We start from the raw sequence: 16,274 nt of genomic DNA, 5'->3' as shown, positions 1-16,274 counted from the left end.
CTGCTGTTGGCGGTCGGATCCGACTACAACCTGTTGCTGATCTCGCGGTTCAAAGAGGAAATCGGCGCTGGGTTGAAGACGGGAATCATCCGCTCGATGGCCGGCTCCGGCTCGGTGGTCACGTCTGCCGGTCTGGTGTTTGCCGCCACCATGGCGACTTTCGCCTTCAGCGCGTTGGTGATACTCGCTCAGGTGGGGACCACCATCGCGCTGGGCCTGCTGTTCGACACGCTGATCGTGCGGTCGTTTATGACGCCTTCTGTCGCAACGCTTCTGGGACGCTGGTTCTGGTGGCCGCAGCGAGTGCGCCCGCGTCCGGCCAGTCAGATGCTTCGGCCCTACGGACCGCGGCCGGCGGTTCGTCAACTGCTGCTGTGGGAAGACGGCGACAAAGCGGTGGCTCCCAACGTCTCTCGGTGATCGATGTGCTCAGTGCACCACCCGTACCGGAACGTTGGACCAGCCGGCCACGTTTTGCATCGACACCCGGCGGCAGCCCTCCCAGATGACCTCATAGCGCGGCATGAAATCCAACAGCTTCTCCAGCGCGATCGTGCTTTCCATTCGGGCCAGTGCTGCGCCGAGGCAACTGTGAACGCCGTAGCCGAAACCGAGGTTTTGCGCTTCGGTGCGATCGCGGTCGATGTCGAACTTGTCGGCATCAGTGAACGCGTCAGGGTCGCGGTTGGCCGACCCGCCGACCAGAAAGACCGGCTTGCCGGCCGGGATCGTGACGCCGTGCAGGTAAACCGGTTTGAGCGAATAGCGCACGTTGTACTGCGCGGGCGCTTCGTAGCGCAGCACCTCTTCCACCGCTGCCGGGATCTTGCTGCGATCGTCGAGTAGTTTTTGCCACTGGTCGGGATTGCGGGCGAACAGCACCACCGCATTGGCGACCAGCTTGGTGACGGTTTCGGCGCCGGCGCCGCCCAAAAGCACTGCGAAACCCGCGATTTCAATGTCGTCGAGGCGAGTCTTCTGGCCGTCGTCGCGCTCGACTTCCGCGGCGATCAGCGCGCTGATCATGTCGTCCTGCGGGTGCTGCCGCCGCTGCTGGATCAGGTCGTAGTACACCATTCCGATCTTGGTCACCGCGTCCCAGGCGCCCTCATCCATCTCGAACTGCCCCGGTTCGCGGTGCAGTGATCTGTCGACCCAGTGGCGAATTTGTTGGCGGTGCTCGGGCGGCACACCGAGCATCGTGGTGATCACTTCCACCGGAAACAGCGCCGAAAAGTCTTGGACGACATCGAACTGCTCGGGATTGACAGCAGACAAGAACCCTTCGATCAGTTCGGTGACCATCGGTTTCAAAGCGCCGATCGCACGCGGAGTGAATACCTTGTTGACCAGACTGCGCATCCGGCGATGCTCGGGTGGATCCATGAAAATAATCGACTTCTGCTCCGCCGGTAGCCCGCCGCTCTTGACCATGGCCAGATCGACGCCGCGCGCCGAGGAGTAGGTCTCGTAGTCCTTGAACGCGGCCGCGACGTCTTCATGGCGGGTCAGCGCATAGAAGTCGTGCTGCTCGTCGTAGTAGACCGGTGCTTCCTGCCGCATTCGCCGGTAGGTCTCGTACGGGTCGTTGAAGAACTCGTCGGAAAACGGATCGAACACCAACTGCGACTTGGTCATCGCATCCCCTCGTCATCAATGCGACCCCGGCCGCCACTGCTGTTCTCGATGCAGAGCATCCGGCTCATGCTGAGCACCTGCTTAGCATGCGGCTGCTCGACCGGTCAAGGCGCCCGGCTGTCGCCGAAAAGGCGGGATTTCGAAAGTCGACGGATCGGCCTGGGATCGGTGATTCGATGGAGCCACAAAAGCGGGCCAGTCGGATCCGGCGAGGTGGGTATGAGGCGGCTCAACGGTATGGATGCCATGCTGCTCTACAGCGAGACACCCAACCTGCACACGCACACGTTGAAGGTGGCGATCGTCAACGCCGCCGACTTCGACGGTGAATTCAACTTCGACGTGTTTCGCCAGATCATCGAGCGCCGACTGCATCTGCTCGACCCGCTGCGCTACAAGCTGATCGACATCCCGTACCGACTGCATCATCCGATGTGGTTGGAAAACTGCGAGGTGGACCTGGACTACCACCTGCGACGGGTACAGGTGCCCACCCCCGGTGGCCGCAAAGAACTCGACCGGGTGATCGGCGACATCGCCAGTACGCCGCTGGACCGCAGCCGTCCGCTCTGGGAATTTCACTTCGCCGAGGGCATGGCTGAGAATCGCTTCGCGCTGATCGGCAAAGTGCACCACACGCTGGCCGACGGGGTGGCCTCGGCGAACTTGTTGGCGCGGCTGATGGATCTGGCCGGCCCGACCAGCGATGAAGGTGCCGACCGTCCCATCTGTGCGGTGCCGCCGAAGAGCGAGCTGCTGCGGGCAGCCGCACGCGACCATCTGCAGCACGTAGCGGCCCTGCCGGGCTTGATAGTCGACGCCGTACGGGGCGTTGCGCGGGTACGGCGGCGTGCGCGCGAGCGGCGCGACCACCCCGAGATGGCAAAGCTGTTTCGAACCCCACCCACTTTCCTCAATCACGTCGTCTCGCCGGTGCGGAAATTCGCCACCGCGTCGTTGGCGCTGTCCGAGGTCAAGGCAACCGCGAAAAGTTTCGGCGTCACGTTCAACGACGTCGTGCTGGCAATGGCGGCCGGCGGGCTGCGCGAGTTGCTGTTGCGCTACGACGGCAGGGCCGACCGGCCGATCGTGGCGTCGGTGCCAGTCAGTACGGACAAGTCGGCCGACCGGATCACCGGCAACGAGATCGGCGGCTTGGTGGTGTCGCTGCCGGTGCACATCGACGACCCGCAGGAGCGGGTGCGGCTTACTGCATTGGCCACGGCGCGAGCCAAGGAAGACCTCGACCTGATGGGTCCGCAGTTGCAGGGCCGGCTGATGGAATACCTGCCGCCGCTGCTGGCTCCGGCCATGTTCCGGTGGCAGTCCAAGCACGCCGCGCACAACAAACTGATGAACGTCGCGGTCTCCAACGTTCCGGGGCCGCGGGAACGCGGCCACCTTGGCGGTGCACCAGTGAGTGAGATCTACTCCGTCGGAGTGCTTTCCGCCGGTAGTGCCTTCAACATGACGGTCTGGAGCTACGTCGACCAGCTCGACATCGCCGTGCTCTCGGATGACCGGACGTTCAACGACGTCCACGAAGCCACCGACGCGATGGTCCATTCGTTCGCCGAGCTCCGCCGGGCGGCCGGCTTCACCGGCAGCCCCACCGAGGTGACAACGGCGATGGGCCCGGCGCACGCGGCCGGCTAGCACGGCGCTCAGCCCAACACCGGGAACCGGCGCTGTCGCGCCAGCCGGTTCAGCGCGTCCTGCATAACGGCGCGAACGTGGGCGTCGACTTCCTTGACATCGGGGTCCTGGCCGAACTGGGCGACTACGTCGATTGGCTCGAGGACCTCGGTGACGACCTTGGAGGGCAACGGCACGTTGGGCGGAAAGATCACGCTGACACCGAACGGGACACCGATGCTGACCGGCAGGATGTCCATCCGGGCGCGGGTCAGGCCAAGGCGCTTGGCCAGCCAGTTGCCGCGGGTCACGAACAGCTGAGTTTCCTGTGCTCCGATCGACACGACCGGCACGATCGGCACGTCGGCCGCGATCGCGGTCCTGACGTATCCGGTGCGGCCGTCGAAGTCAATGACATTCTCGCGCAGCGTCGGCCGGTAGGCGTCATAGTCACCGCCGGGAAACACCAGCACGACCGCACCCGAGCGCAGCGCCTTTGCGGCGTTTTCCCTGCTGGCGTAGATGACGCCGAGCCGGCGCAGCAACCCGGACAGCGGCCCGATGAATACGCCGTAGTGGGCCAGGGTGTAGACCGGGCGGTCATAGCCGAACGTGTCGTAGAAGGCGGAGGAGAAAACGAAAACGTCCGGCGTCAGCATGCCGCCGGAGTGATTGGACACCACCAGCGCGCCGCCCGTGCGCGGGAACGACTCCAATCCCCGCACCTCAGCGCGAAACCATCGCTTGACGAGCGGGGCAACTACATTGGTGATCTGCTTCGTGAAGCCGGGATCCCACTCTGCAACTTCCTGGCCGTCACCAGAGTCGCCGCCCATGGTCGCCTCGCTTGTCTATAGGCCCTCTGTCAGCGGATACGCTACTCTCGAAATTAGAGAATGTCATAATCGCGCGGCGTTCGCGGCCCGACCGAAAGCGGGGGACCGATGTCGGAGACGGTGCTTGTCACGGGCGGCTTCGGCTTGGTCGGATCGGCGACGGTGCGACGGCTGGCGGCTGATGGACGCCCGGTGGTGGCGACGGATCTGGGCACGCCCGCGCATCGCAAGGTCGCCGAGACGCTGCCGGCGAGCGTGACAGCCCGCTGGGTCGACCTGACCGACGCGACGGCGGTCGATCGCCTGCTGACCGAGGTGCGGCCCGCGGTGATCATTCACTTGGCCGCGATCATCCCCCCGCACATCTACCGTGACGTCAAACTTGCCCGCCGCGTCAACGTCGACGCCACCGCCGCATTAGTGCGCGCTGCACAGGCCAGTCCCGAGCCGCCACGATTTATCCAGGCGTCCAGCAACGCCGTCTATGGCGCCCGCAACCCGCACCGCTTCAACGACCTTGTCCGCGCTGATACGCCGCCGAAACCGTGCGATCTGTACAGCGGACACAAGCTGGAAGCTGAACAACACGTGCGGTCTTCGGATTTGGAGTGGGTGGTACTGCGCCTCGGTGGTGTGCTCAGCGTCGATCCCGACGCCATGCCGATCACGTCCGACGCGTTGCTCTTCGAGGGCGCGTTGCCGACCGACGGTCGACTGCACAGCATCGACGTGCGCGATGTCGCGACGGCGTTCGCCGCGGCCACCACCGCGGACGTTGCGGGCGAGATCTTGTTGATCGGCGGCGACGACTCACACCGAATCAGACAGGGTGAAGTCGGACCGGCCCTCGCGGCGGCTCGGGGACTGCCGGGAGTGTTGCCGCCGGGTCGGCCCGGCAATCCCGACAGCGACGACGACTGGTTCGTCACCGATTGGATGGACACCGCTCGCGCGCAGCAAGCGCTGGCGTTTCAACAGCACTCTTGGCCGGACATGCTTGCGGAGATGCAGGAGCGCGCCGGCTGGAAGCGCCCCGTGATGCGGCTCGCCGTTCCGGTCGCGCGCGAATTCCTCAAGCGCCGTGCCGTCTACCGTGACGCGCCGGGCCAGTATGCCGATCCCTGGGGAGTGATCCGGGCCAGGCTCGGGGAGCCGGGGCTCGACGTCGCGACATCGTGACGACGCAGCGGACATGTCGCTGCGAAAGCAGTCAGTCGTCGGCTTCCGTTCCCCTCTCGGCGAGCGTCGGCGCGGCTACTGGGACGTCGTGTCCGACAGGTGCATCTGTAGCGAGCGCGGCGTCGGCACTGGGGCCGGCAGCCTCTCGGGCCGCTGCCGTTACCCGGTTGCGGACTAAGAACCAGCCGCCGATGAGGGCGGGAACGCCGAGTACCAGCGTCGCGACGATCCACGGTCCGCGCTCCTGGTCGACCACCATCAGCACCAGCACGCCCGCCAAGAACGCCAACGTCACGTAGCCGCTGTAGGGGGCCAGAGGCATCCGGAACCGCGGCCGCTCCATCGCGCCGGCTTTCGCCTTGCGGTACAGCCAGATCTGGCACAGCACGATCGTCGCCCAGGCCGCCATGATTCCCACCGCGGCGATGTTCAACACGATTTCGAAAGCCTGGCCAGGTTTGACCGCGTTGAGCACCACACCGAACAGCCCGATCGTGCTCGTCAGCAGGATTCCCCCGTACGGCACACCGTTCTTCGACATCCGCCCGGTGAACTTCGGGCCGCTGCCGTTGACTGCCATCGACCGCAGGATCCGGCCGGTGGAATACAGACCGGCGTTCAGGCTCGAGAACGCGGCGGTCAGCACCACCACGTTCATCACGCTGCCGGCGCCGTTGAAACCGATGTGGGAGAAGAACGTAACGAACGGGCTTTCGTGTTCTTTGTACGTGGTGTAGGGCAGCAACAGGGCCAGCAGCAGCACCGACCCGACGTAGAACACGGCGATGCGGACTACGACGGAGTTGATGGCGCGCGGCATGACCTTCTCCGGCTCTGCCGTCTCGCCGGCTGCGGTGCCAACCAATTCGACTGCGGCATAAGCGAATACGACCCCGGAGGTGACGAGCACGAGCGGCAGCACACCGGTCGGCAGGAACCCGCCGTGGTTTTTCCACAGGCCGAACCCGGTGCGCTGGCCGTCGACATCGATGCGTCCGGCCAAAAAGATGGTCCCGACGACCAAGAACGTGACCAGCGCCAGCACCTTGATCGCCGCGGCCCAGAACTCGAACTCGCCGAAGGCCTTCACCGAGATCAGGTTCACCGACACCACCGCAACCAGTGCGATCAACGCAAACGCCCACTGCGGGACGACTTGTAGCGCCTTCCAATAGTGCAGATAGTTTGCGATCGCGGTGCTGTCGACGATGCTTGCCATCGCCCAGTTGAGGAAGTACATCCAGCCGGCGACGAATGCGGCCTTCTCCCCGAAGAATTCGCGAGCGTAGGACACGAAGGAGCCCGATGACGGGCGGTGCAACACCAGTTCCCCGAGTGCGCGCAGGATCAGGAACACGAAGCCGCCGCAGATCGCGTAGACGATGAACAACCCGGGGCCTGCCGACGCTAGCCGTCCGCCCGCGCCGAGGAACAACCCGGTGCCGATCGCCCCGCCGATCGCGATCATCTGCAGCTGCCGGCGGTGCAGGTCGTGGTGATACCCGGCGTCTTCGCGAGTAAGCAAGTCGGGCGCGCCGCCCCCGACGGCGGGTCGGGGTGTGCTGGGCAGCGATGACATCAAGTTCCTATCGTGCGGCCTTCGTGCAACGCTGCAACGCGGGCACACCCGAGATGGGTTGGCTGCAGGCTACCTCACCCGCCCCGCCATCGCGTCAGCAGCGCCTTAGGGTGCTCGACGGTTGAAGCAGCCGCGTCCCTTGGCTCTACTGACCTCGGATTGTTCAGTCCGATTTCCTTCGCGTCATGCCCTCGGCAACTGGGGCGACAAGTTCGCATCGACGAGGATGATCCGGGAACAAACCGCTCGCCTATGCCGTTGATCCGATCGACAACTTGAGTGCACCACGCTCAATGCTGAGGTTGACAGCCCGTCAGTCTAGGGGCAGTGTTGAGCGGGGTTCACTCAGCATAGTGGCACCACAGAAGCTCAACTATCAGGGAGGATTCACCATGGCTCGTGCGGTCGGAATCGACCTCGGGACCACCAACTCCGTCATCTGCGTCCTCGAGGGCGGCGATCCCACCGTCATCGCCAACTCGGAGGGCTCCCGGACCACGCCGTCCATCGTCGCGTTCGCCCGTAACGGTGAGGTGTTGGTCGGCCAGCCTGCCAAGAACCAGGCGGTGACCAACGTCGAACGCACCGTGCGCTCGATCAAGCGCCACATGGGCACGGACTGGTCCATCGAGATCGACGGCAAGAAATACACGCCCCAAGAAATCAGCGCCCGCATTCTGATGAAGCTGAAGCGCGACGGCGAGGCCTATCTCGGTGAAGACATCACCGACGCGGTCATCACCGTCCCGGCCTACTTCAACGACGCCCAGCGGCAGGCCACCAAGGAGGCCGGCCAGATCGCGGGCCTCAACGTGCTGCGCATCATCAACGAGCCCACCGCCGCGGCGTTGGCCTACGGCTTGGACAAGGGCGAGAAAGAGCAGACCATCCTGGTGTTCGACCTCGGTGGCGGCACCTTCGACGTGTCGCTGCTGGAGATCGGCGAGGGCGTGGTCGAGGTCCGTGCCACCTCCGGTGACAACCACCTCGGCGGCGACGACTGGGACCAGCGCATCGTCGACTGGTTGACCGACAAGTTCAAGGGGCAGACCGGCATCGACCTGACCAAGGACAAGATGGCGATGCAGCGGCTGCGGGAGGCGGCTGAGAAGGCCAAGATCGAGCTCTCCAGCTCGCCGAGCACCTCGATCAACCTGCCTTACATCACCGTGGACTCCGACAAGAACCCGCTCTTCCTCGACGAGCAGCTGACTCGGGCGGAGTTCCAGCGCATCACCCAGGATCTGCTGGACCGTTGCCGCAAGCCGTTCCAGCAGGTGATCGCCGACACCGGCATCTCGGTGTCGCAGATCGACCACGTCGTGCTGGTGGGTGGTTCGACCCGGATGCCCGCGGTGACCGACTTGGTCAAGGAGCTCACCGGCGGCAAGGAGCCCAACAAGGGTGTCAACCCCGACGAGGTCGTGGCCGTCGGCGCCGCGTTGCAGGCCGGTGTGCTCAAGGGTGAGGTCAAAGACGTTCTGCTGCTTGACGTTACGCCGCTGAGCTTGGGGATCGAGACCAAGGGTGGCGTGATGACCAAGCTGATCGAGCGCAACACCACGATCCCGACGAAGCGCAGCGAGACCTTCACCACCGCCGACGACAACCAGCCGTCGGTGATGATCCAGGTTTATCAGGGTGAGCGTGAGATCGCCGCGCACAACAAGCTGCTCGGTTCCTTCGAGCTGACCGGTATCCCGCCGGCGCCGCGCGGCGTGCCGCAGATCGAGGTCACCTTCGACATCGACGCCAACGGCATCGTGCACGTGACCGCGAAGGACAAGGGCACCGGCAAGGAGAACACGATCCGCATCCAGGAGGGCTCCGGCCTGTCCAAGGAGGAGATCGACCGGATGGTCAAGGATGCCGAGGCGCACGCCGAGGAGGACCGCAAGCGCCGCGAGGAGGCTGACGTTCGCAACCAGGCCGAGACGCTGGTCTACCAGACCGAGAAGTTCGTGCAGGAGCAGCGTGGGGCCGAGGGCGGTTCGAAGGTTCCAGAAGACACGCTGAGCAAGGTCGAGGCCGCGGTCGCTGATGCCAAGAAGGCGTTGGAAGGCACCGACATCGGCGCGATCAAGTCTGCGATGGAAAAGCTGGGCCACGAGTCGCAGGCGCTCGGTCAAGCTATCTATGAGGCCACCCAGGCCGCGCAGGGCGCCGGTGCAACGGGCGGCCCCACCGGTGACGGCGCCGGCGGTGCCGACGACGTCGTTGACGCGGAGGTTGTCGACGATGATCGGGAGGCGAAGTGACAGAAGGTAACCCACGCGAACAGGTAACGGTCACCGACAAGCGGCGAATCGATCCCGAGACCGGCGAGGTTCGCCACGTCTCGTCCGGTTCGGCGCCGAGCGAGCCGGCACCGGCGGCACCGTCGCCGGCGCCGGGTTCGGCGGTGACCGAGGACAAAGTCGCCGAGCTGACCGCCGATTTGCAGCGGGTGCAGGCCGACTTCACCAATTACCGCAGGCGCGCATTGCGCGACCAGCAGGCGGCGGCCGACCGGGCCAAGGCGACGGTGATCAGTCAATTACTGGGTGTGCTCGATGATCTCGACCGTGCCCGCAGCCACGGCGACTTGGAGTCAGGTCCGCTCAAGTCGGTCGCCGACAAGCTGACCAGCGCGCTGAGCGGACTGGGGTTGAGCGCGTTCGGCGCCGAGGGCGACGACTTCGACCCGGTGCTGCACGAAGCCGTCCAGCACGAGGGCGACGGCGCCGAGGGCACCAAGCCGGTGATCGGCAGTGTGCTGCGGCAGGGCTACAAGCTCGGCGATCAGGTGCTGCGGCACGCGCTGGTCGTCGTCGTCGACACGGTGATCGAGAACGGTGCCGATGTGTCGGCCGAGACCGAAACGGCCGAAGCTGTTCCCGCAGTGGGCGATACGGCAGGCGATACGGTTGAGACGCCCGACGGGGAGGCTACGACCGGGCAGGCCACGACCGGGCAGCAGAACGCAGAATCAGAACCGCCGGCTGAGTAAGCGGCCGGCGGTGCACAACTCCAGAGGAAGGCGGAAGGGGGTGACGCAGCATGGCCCAGCGCGAGTGGGTCGAAAAGGACTTCTACAAGGAGCTAGGCGTCTCCCCTGACGCCAGCCAGGACGACATCAAGCGCGCCTACCGGAAGTTGGCACGCGAGCTGCACCCGGACGCCAACCGCGACGACCCGCGGGCCGCGGAGCGGTTCAAGGCGGTGTCGGAGGCGCACAGCGTCTTGTCCGACCCGGCCAAACGCAAGGAGTACGACGAGACGCGACGGCTGTTCGCCGGCGGCGGCGGGTTCGGCCGCCGGTTCAGCGGCGCGAACTTTGGCGGCTTCGGCATGGGCGGCGACGGCGCCGAGTTCAACCTGAGCGATTTGTTCGACGCCGCCGGCCAGACCGGCGGCAGCACCATCGGCGACCTGTTCGGCGGCTTGTTCGGTCGGGGCGCCACAACCCGTCCGAGCCGGCCGCGCCGCGGCAACGACCTCGAGACCGAGGCTGAGCTGAGTTTCGTGGAGGCCGCCAAGGGTGTGGCGATGCCACTGCGGCTGACCAGCCCGGCGCCGTGCACCAACTGTCATGGCAGCGGCGCCCGGCCGGGCACCAGCCCGCGAGTCTGCCCCACCTGCAACGGCTCCGGTGTAATCAGCCGCAACCAAGGCGCGTTCGGATTCTCCGAACCGTGCACCGACTGCCGCGGCAGCGGGTCCATCATTGAGCACCCGTGCGACCAGTGCAAGGGAACAGGTGTGACGACCCGGACCCGCACCATCAACGTGCGGATCCCGCCGGGCGTCGAGGACGGCCAGCGCATCCGGTTACCCGGACAGGGTGAGGCGGGCTTGCGCGGCGCGCCGTCAGGTGACCTGTACGTCACGGTGCACGTGCGGCCGGACCCGGTGTTTGGCCGCGAGGGTGATGACCTCACCATCACCGTCCCGGTCAGTTTCGCCGAATTAGCCTTGGGCACAACGCTTTCCGTGCCGACACTGGACGGGAGGGTCGGTGTGCGGGTGCCGAAGGGCACCGCCAATGGACGCATTCTGCGGGTGCGCGGGCGCGGCGTACCCAAGCGCAGCGGCGGCAGCGGCGACCTGCTGGTCACCGTTCAGGTCGCGGTGCCCCCGAACCTGGACGGTGCCGCCAAAGAGGCGCTGGAGGCCTACGCCGCCGCCGAGCGGGCTAGCGGCTTCGATCCGAGGGCCGGATGGGCAGGTAATCGCTGATGGCTAAGAAAGACGATTCTCGAACCTTCTTGATCTCGGTGGCGGCCGAGCTGGCCGGCATGCACGCGCAGACGCTGCGGACCTACGACCGGCTCGGCCTGGTTCGTCCGCAGCGCACTTCTGGTGGGGGGCGCCGCTATTCCGAGCATGACGTGGAATTGCTGCGCGAGGTGCAGCGGCTCTCCCAAGACGAGGGCGTCAACCTCGCCGGCATCAAACGCATCATCGAGCTGACCAACCAAGTCGAGGCGTTGCAGTCGCGGATCAAGGAGTTGACCGCCGAGGTCGAACGGCTACGGGGCAGCCAGCGACGCGACCTGGCGGTGCTGCCGAAGAGCACCGCACTGGTGGTGTGGCAGCCCCGCCAGATGAGCTAGCCGTTACACGCGGATTGAGAACACCGCGACCGCTGGCTGACCGGGATGCGCGAAGCGGTAGCCGCCGCGGCGCAGCGCATCGGTCGGGGCGGCCATCGGCTCGAAACACACCACGTCTTCACCGGGGGGCGCGAAGATCTGCGCCGCCGGATACCCCTGTTCGAAGTGCACCTCGATGCGGCGCCCGCCGCCGGAGACCGCGAACACCGCGCCCTCGGGCACTTCGTCGTAGCCGTCGTCGAAAGACTTGTCGCCCAAGCTCTCATAGATCGGTGGTTGTTCCTCGGCCTCCCCCGTGGGCAGGCCTTCATCGTCGAGGAGAAGATGCCGCAGCCGCGGTGTCTCGATAACCCACTCGGCCCGCGGCACCTCAGGCACGCGCAGATACGGGTGAAAGCCGAAGCACAGCGGCACGGGCTTGTCGCCGATGGCCGACACCGTGCTGCGGACGGTCACCGAGCGATCGGCCAGCGTGACCCGCACGACCAGCAGATGCGGAAACGGAAAGCTGGCCAAAAGTGCCGAGTCGGCGGCGAAGTCCAACTCGGCGGTGAGCTCGTTCGCCGACTCCGTCATCACCTTCCAGCCCGGGTAGCCGGCCAGCAAACCGTGGAGCGGCAGGCCGTTCGGGTCTGTGCGGACGCCGAACGCGTCGGCTGCCAGCGCGATTTCCTCCCCGCCAACCGTGTAGTTGTGTCCGCCGAGCCGATTGGCCCAGGGGTAGAGGACCGGGATGCCCATCGTCTTGCCGGCTGCCAGGTAGGCGTCCAATCCTGCGCGCTGGCCGAGTAGTTCGACCCCGGAATCGGTCAGTGAGATACCGATCATGCCGGCGCTGGGCGCGTACTGTGCCACCACCGGCGCCGACGGGTCGCGCAGCGTAACGATGTGCACGCCCGCCAGCCTAGTGCTCTGTGATCTAGCTGCAGAGCGGGTCGTGCTGAATACGCTCTGGCGGTGCGCCTTTCGCGATAAGTGCCGCCTTGGTGGCACGTACCATGCCGGGTCCGCCGCAGATCATGATCTGCCGATCGCTCCAGCTGCCGTATTTCGTCACCACTTCGGGCAGCCGGCCGGTCTGGCGCACGTGCAAGCCGCGCGGCGGTGTGACATCCGGATACTCGCTGGCCCAGGGCGGGTTAGCGGTGTACTCCGACACCGGGGAGACCGAGAGCCACGGATTTTGCGCCGCGATCTGCCACAGCGTCGGCAGGTCGTAGAGCTCGCACGGGTAGCGCGCACCGAAGAACAGGTGCACCCGCGGGTTATCGGCCCAGCGGGTGAGGTCCATGATGATCGAGCGCAGCGGGGTCAGCCCGGTGCTGCCGGCCACCATCAGCACGTCACCGCCGTCGCGGTCGACCTGCAACCCGCCGTGCGGGCTGGAGAGCCGCCAGCGATCTCCGGGCCGTGTTTCGCCGACGATCGCCGTACTGACCAGACCACCCGGAACGGCCCGGACATGGAATTCGATGGCGCCGCTCTCGTCGGGCGGGATGGCCGGGGTCAGGTAGCGCCACCGCCGCGGGCACTGTGGGATCGAGACGTGCACGTACTGGCCGGCGTGGTAGTTCAGTGGCCGGTCCAGCTGCAGCCGCACCACCGCGAGGTCGCGTGACACTCGCAGGTGGTCGATCACCGTGCCGTCCCACCAGGCGGGCCCATGGTCGGCGTCGGCGGCGCCGCTCATCACGCCGGTGATCAGGTTCAGCGATTGGCGGGCGGCCTCGTCGACGGCATCGGTCCACTCGTCGGCCAGATCGCTGCGCAGCGTCGCATACAGTGCCTGGCGCAGCGTCTCGTAATGCGCTTCGGTCACGCCGTATTTGCGGTGGTCTCGTCCCAGCTGGGCCAAAAACTGCACCGGCTCCTGTGCGCGTTGGGCTGCCAGTTCGCCGTACACCCAGTTCAGCGCGTGCGCGAAGGCGGCGCGCTGGCCGGCCATATCAGGCGGAAATTTGTCGCGCAGCGATACATCGAGAGCAAACCAGCGGGTGTAGAAGCGGCCGACCAATTCGTCGCCTTGGGCCCCTTCCGTGAAGGCGGCATGCAAAACCTGCAGCGCATCCCGGTCTTCTAGGCCCACGGGCGACGATTTTAGAGGCGCGAGCGGGCGGCCCGGAGATCATGAACAACGGAATCCCGGCGCTCGTCGGCTACCGGCGCGCTATCGGGCGTGGATCCCCTTGTACAGCACCAGCAACCCGATCACCACGAAGATGGCGGCGAGCAGCGCGGCGTGGTGACGCTCCATCCACTCCTTGAGCCGGGCCAGCGGATCGTCGAGACGGTGACCGGCACCGGCGTAGGCCAGTACCGGGACCGCGACGGTCGAGGCGGCCACCCCCACGAAAATCGCCGCGGATATCCACGCGCGCGTGACGCCCAACCCTGCGCTGCCGATCGCCAAACCCGCCGCCGCGCAGACGAACAGCACCTCGGGCCGCACAATGGCCAACACCAACCCCGTCACTGCCGCGCGAGCGGGAGTCAGGTTGGTCATCGACCGCATCCAGCCCGGTGTCTGGGTGTGACGCTGGCGGGTCAGCCACCGGACGATACCGAACGCGATCAGCGTCACGCCTACGCCGATGCGCAGCCACGACGCCCAGGTCGGCGGCGACTTGTGCAGGCCGCCGAGCAAGCCCGAAACCGAGACGAAGATCGCCGTCAACGCCACCAGCGTCGTCAACCAGCCGGCCAGGAACGTGAGGCTGGAGGCCCGCGCCCGCGGGGTCTGCAACACGAGCACCGCCGGGATGACTGACAACGGCGACAGGGCGATCACTAGTGCGAGGGATACAAGCCCGGTCAGCGCCGAACTCCAGCTGGCTGCCACACGAGAACCGTAGCCGACCGTTGACAGGTAGGAAAAATCCTACCTAATATGGCGGGCATGCCGACGCGCGCCAGGGCCAGCCGGACCGATGCCGTCTTCGCGGCGCTGGCCAACCCGACACGGCGCGACATCCTCGACATGTTGCTGGGCGGCGACCGGACTGTGGTCAAGATCGCCGAGTGCTTCGATATGGCCCGGCCCAGCGTGTCCGAACACCTCAAAGTGCTGCGCGACTGTGGGTTGGTCGCTGAAGACAAACAGGGCAGGTTCCGTCGCTACCGCGTCAATCCTCAACCACTGCAGGAGATTTCGACGTGGCTCAGTCCCTACGAACGGTTCTGGCGCGAGCGGCTGGCCGCGCTGGGTGAAGTGCTCGACGAGATGGAGGATTCATGACCCGCACCGCCGACTCCACTGTCATCGAGGTCGACCAGTTCTACCCGCATCCGCCCGAGCGGGTGTGGCAGGCGCTGACGACGCCGGAGCTAATGGCGCGCTGGCTGATGGCGCCGAGCGGGTTCGCGCCGCTGGTCGGCACCCGTTTCACTTTCCAAGGCCAGCCGATGCCGTCGGTTGGCTTCTCCGGGCAGGTCGCGTGCGAGGTCCTCGCCGTGGTTCCCGGTCAGCAGCTGGCGATCAGCTGGGCTGACGCACGCTCGGACAAGCCGTCGGCCTGGGTAGTCACCTGGACGCTGCACGCCGAGGGGCGTGGCACCCGGGTCATCTTGCGGCACACCGGCTTCGACCCCGACGACGACGTCCAGCAGCGGTCCCGGACGATCATGGGCAACGGGTGGGTCCGCATCGCGGCGCAGCTTGGCAAGGTGCTCGACGGCTAGCGCGTCGACTGTGCCGCTAATGGGTGCCGTCACGCCGGTTTGGGTACCACAAGCTGCACAGTCGGGCGCCGAAATTCGCCAGAGTTGAGCGGAACAGACTCAACATTGACGACGTTGAAGTACACGACAAGCATTTTTTGGACGTACCCGATTGGAGGTGTCGTGGACTCTTTTAACCCGACTACCAAGACTCAGGCGGCGCTGACCTCGGCGCTACAGGCGGCATCGGCCGCCGGGCATCCCGAGATTCGGCCCGCTCATCTGCTGTTGGCGCTGCTGACGCAGAACGACGGGATCGCTGCGCCGCTGCTGGAGGCAGTCGGCGTCGAGCCCGCCACCATCCGCGCTGAAGCCCAGCGCCTGATCGACCGGTTGCCGCAGGTCACCGGGGCCAGCACGCAACCGCAGCTGTCCCGCGAATCGCTGGCCGCGATCACCGCTGCCCAGCAGCTGGCCACCGAGATGGACGACGAGTACGTCTCCACCGAGCACCTGATGGTCGGCCTTGCCACCGGTGACTCGGACGTCGCCAAGCTGCTGACCGGCCATGGCGCGTCTCCGCAAGCGTTACGGGAGGCGTTCGTTAAGGTGCGCGGCAGCGCGCGGGTCACTAGCGCCGACCCGGAGGGCACCTACCAGGCGTTGGAGAAGTATTCGACCAACCTGACGGCCCAGGCCCGCGAAGGCAAGCTCGACCCGGTCATCGGGCGTGACACCGAGATCCGCCGCGTGGTGCAGGTGCTGTCGAGGCGCACCAAGAACAACCCGGTACTCATCGGTGAGCCCGGCGTCGGTAAGACCGCGATCGTCGAGGGCCTGGCCCAGCGCATCGTCGCCGGTGACGTGCCGGAAAGCCTGCGTGACAAGACGATCATCGCGTTGGACCTCGGCTCGATGGTGGCCGGTTCGAAGTACCGCGGCGAATTCGAGGAGCGCCTCAAGGCGGTGCTCGAGGACATCAAGAACTCTGCCGGCCAGATCATCACGTTCATCGACGAGCTGCACACCATCGTCGGCGCCGGCGCGACCGGCGAAGGCTCGATGGACGCCGGCAACATGATCAAGCCGATGTTGGCTCGTGGCGAGCTGCGGCTGGTCGGGGCCACCACGCTCGACGAATACCGCAAGTACATC

The 16,274-nt window shown here is 66.1% G+C and carries 16 protein-coding genes; 10 read left to right on the top strand and 6 right to left on the bottom strand.

All coding sequences use genetic code 11. From position 1 onward, the window contains the following. The coding region (locus VFA16_RS08440) for an MMPL family transporter (protein WP_324967378.1) at positions 1-420 on the top strand (420 nt) is incomplete at its 5' end. A 9-nt stretch (positions 421-429) separates the two neighbouring features. On the opposite strand, the gene VFA16_RS08435 is transcribed toward VFA16_RS08440, so the two are convergent. Further along, on the bottom strand, positions 430-1,638 hold the full coding sequence (locus VFA16_RS08435) for a cytochrome P450 (RefSeq protein WP_324967377.1): 1,209 nt from the start codon (positions 1,636-1,638) through the stop codon (positions 430-432). A gap of 219 nt (positions 1,639-1,857) precedes the next feature. Between VFA16_RS08435 and VFA16_RS08430 the strand changes: the two genes are divergently transcribed. Next, positions 1,858-3,294, top strand: coding sequence for a wax ester/triacylglycerol synthase family O-acyltransferase (locus VFA16_RS08430; RefSeq protein ID WP_324967376.1), 1,437 nt, complete (start codon positions 1,858-1,860; stop codon positions 3,292-3,294). Between the two features lie 8 nt (positions 3,295-3,302). Here VFA16_RS08430 and VFA16_RS08425 read toward each other — a convergent pair whose 3' ends face one another. Beyond that, positions 3,303-4,109 carry a lysophospholipid acyltransferase family protein gene (locus tag VFA16_RS08425; protein ID WP_324967375.1) on the bottom strand — a complete coding sequence of 269 codons (807 nt, stop codon included), beginning with the start codon at positions 4,107-4,109 and terminating at the stop codon, positions 3,303-3,305. 108 nt (positions 4,110-4,217) lie between these two features. Between VFA16_RS08425 and VFA16_RS08420 the strand changes: the two genes are divergently transcribed. After that, the gene (locus VFA16_RS08420) at positions 4,218-5,288 is read left to right on the top strand and encodes an NAD(P)-dependent oxidoreductase (RefSeq protein ID WP_324967374.1); all 1,071 of its coding nucleotides are present in this window, start codon (positions 4,218-4,220) and stop codon (positions 5,286-5,288) included. Between the two features lie 31 nt (positions 5,289-5,319). Here VFA16_RS08420 and VFA16_RS08415 read toward each other — a convergent pair whose 3' ends face one another. Next, positions 5,320-6,867, bottom strand: a complete 1,548-nt coding sequence (locus VFA16_RS08415) for an amino acid permease (RefSeq protein ID WP_324967380.1) — start codon at positions 6,865-6,867, stop codon at positions 5,320-5,322. 392 nt (positions 6,868-7,259) lie between these two features. On the opposite strand from VFA16_RS08415, the gene dnaK reads away from it, so the two are divergent. From dnaK to VFA16_RS08395, 4 genes are read left to right on the top strand one after another with little or no spacing between them, the layout of a single operon-like run. Next, positions 7,260-9,125, top strand: a complete 1,866-nt coding sequence (gene dnaK / locus VFA16_RS08410; protein ID WP_324967379.1) for a molecular chaperone DnaK — start codon at positions 7,260-7,262, stop codon at positions 9,123-9,125. Then, a complete protein-coding gene (gene grpE / locus VFA16_RS08405; protein WP_324967373.1) occupies positions 9,122-9,856 on the top strand; it encodes a nucleotide exchange factor GrpE in 735 nt (244 codons plus the stop codon). Before dnaK ends, grpE begins: the two co-directional genes overlap by 4 nt. Before the next feature lie 50 nt (positions 9,857-9,906). Then, positions 9,907-11,085, top strand: coding sequence for a molecular chaperone DnaJ (gene dnaJ / locus VFA16_RS08400; RefSeq protein ID WP_324967372.1), 1,179 nt, complete (start codon positions 9,907-9,909; stop codon positions 11,083-11,085). Then, positions 11,085-11,462, top strand: a complete 378-nt coding sequence (locus VFA16_RS08395; protein ID WP_324967371.1) for a heat shock protein transcriptional repressor HspR — start codon at positions 11,085-11,087, stop codon at positions 11,460-11,462. Before dnaJ ends, VFA16_RS08395 begins: the two co-directional genes overlap by 1 nt. 3 nt (positions 11,463-11,465) lie before the next feature. Here the strand turns inward: VFA16_RS08395 and VFA16_RS08390 are convergent, their stop codons facing one another. From VFA16_RS08390 to VFA16_RS08380, 3 genes are all read right to left on the bottom strand, one after another. Next, complete coding sequence (locus tag VFA16_RS08390; protein WP_324967370.1) at positions 11,466-12,356, bottom strand: aldose 1-epimerase; 891 nt, start codon at positions 12,354-12,356, stop codon at positions 11,466-11,468. A 25-nt stretch (positions 12,357-12,381) separates the two neighbouring features. Beyond that, the gene (locus tag VFA16_RS08385) at positions 12,382-13,548 is read right to left on the bottom strand and encodes an FAD-binding oxidoreductase (protein WP_324967369.1); all 1,167 of its coding nucleotides are present in this window, start codon (positions 13,546-13,548) and stop codon (positions 12,382-12,384) included. Positions 13,549-13,629: 81 nt separating this feature from the next. Continuing rightward, the gene (locus VFA16_RS08380; RefSeq protein WP_324967368.1) at positions 13,630-14,301 is read right to left on the bottom strand and encodes a GAP family protein; all 672 of its coding nucleotides are present in this window, start codon (positions 14,299-14,301) and stop codon (positions 13,630-13,632) included. A 57-nt stretch (positions 14,302-14,358) separates the two neighbouring features. Here VFA16_RS08380 and VFA16_RS08375 point away from each other — a divergent pair, with 57 nt between their 5' ends. From VFA16_RS08375 to VFA16_RS08365, 3 genes are all read left to right on the top strand, one after another. Further along, complete coding sequence (locus VFA16_RS08375; RefSeq protein WP_324967367.1) at positions 14,359-14,697, top strand: metalloregulator ArsR/SmtB family transcription factor; 339 nt, start codon at positions 14,359-14,361, stop codon at positions 14,695-14,697. After that, positions 14,694-15,140: an SRPBCC domain-containing protein gene (locus VFA16_RS08370; protein WP_324967366.1), complete on the top strand. Its 447-nt coding sequence runs from the start codon at positions 14,694-14,696 to the stop codon at positions 15,138-15,140. Before VFA16_RS08375 ends, VFA16_RS08370 begins: the two co-directional genes overlap by 4 nt. A 162-nt stretch (positions 15,141-15,302) precedes the next feature. Next, positions 15,303-16,274 (top strand): ATP-dependent Clp protease ATP-binding subunit (locus VFA16_RS08365; protein WP_324967365.1); only part of this gene is annotated, 972 nt, incomplete at its 3' end.

Origin of the sequence: Mycobacterium sp. (genome assembly GCF_035653355.1) — a bacterium.
In the GTDB taxonomy this organism is placed as follows: Bacteria; Actinomycetota; Actinomycetes; order Mycobacteriales; family Mycobacteriaceae; genus Mycobacterium.
Note: the sequence above shows the minus strand (reverse complement) of the source record. Positions and strands in the feature narration are given on the sequence as shown.

Bases quoted from the DNA above. Each gene is read 5' to 3' on its own strand.
- dnaK (WP_324967379.1), top strand. From the start codon at position 7,260: ATGGCTCGTGCGGTCGGAATCGACCTCGGGACCACCAACTCCGTCATC.
- VFA16_RS08425 (WP_324967375.1), bottom strand. From the start codon at position 4,109: ATGGGCGGCGACTCTGGTGACGGCCAGGAAGTTGCAGAGTGGGATCCC.
- VFA16_RS08435 (WP_324967377.1), bottom strand. From the start codon at position 1,638: ATGACCAAGTCGCAGTTGGTGTTCGATCCGTTTTCCGACGAGTTCTTC.
- VFA16_RS08370 (WP_324967366.1), top strand. From the start codon at position 14,694: ATGACCCGCACCGCCGACTCCACTGTCATCGAGGTCGACCAGTTCTAC.
- VFA16_RS08395 (WP_324967371.1), top strand. From the start codon at position 11,085: ATGGCTAAGAAAGACGATTCTCGAACCTTCTTGATCTCGGTGGCGGCC.
- dnaJ (WP_324967372.1), top strand. From the start codon at position 9,907: ATGGCCCAGCGCGAGTGGGTCGAAAAGGACTTCTACAAGGAGCTAGGC.
- VFA16_RS08375 (WP_324967367.1), top strand. From the start codon at position 14,359: ATGCCGACGCGCGCCAGGGCCAGCCGGACCGATGCCGTCTTCGCGGCG.
- VFA16_RS08430 (WP_324967376.1), top strand. From the start codon at position 1,858: ATGAGGCGGCTCAACGGTATGGATGCCATGCTGCTCTACAGCGAGACA.
- VFA16_RS08415 (WP_324967380.1), bottom strand. From the start codon at position 6,867: ATGTCATCGCTGCCCAGCACACCCCGACCCGCCGTCGGGGGCGGCGCG.
- VFA16_RS08420 (WP_324967374.1), top strand. From the start codon at position 4,218: ATGTCGGAGACGGTGCTTGTCACGGGCGGCTTCGGCTTGGTCGGATCG.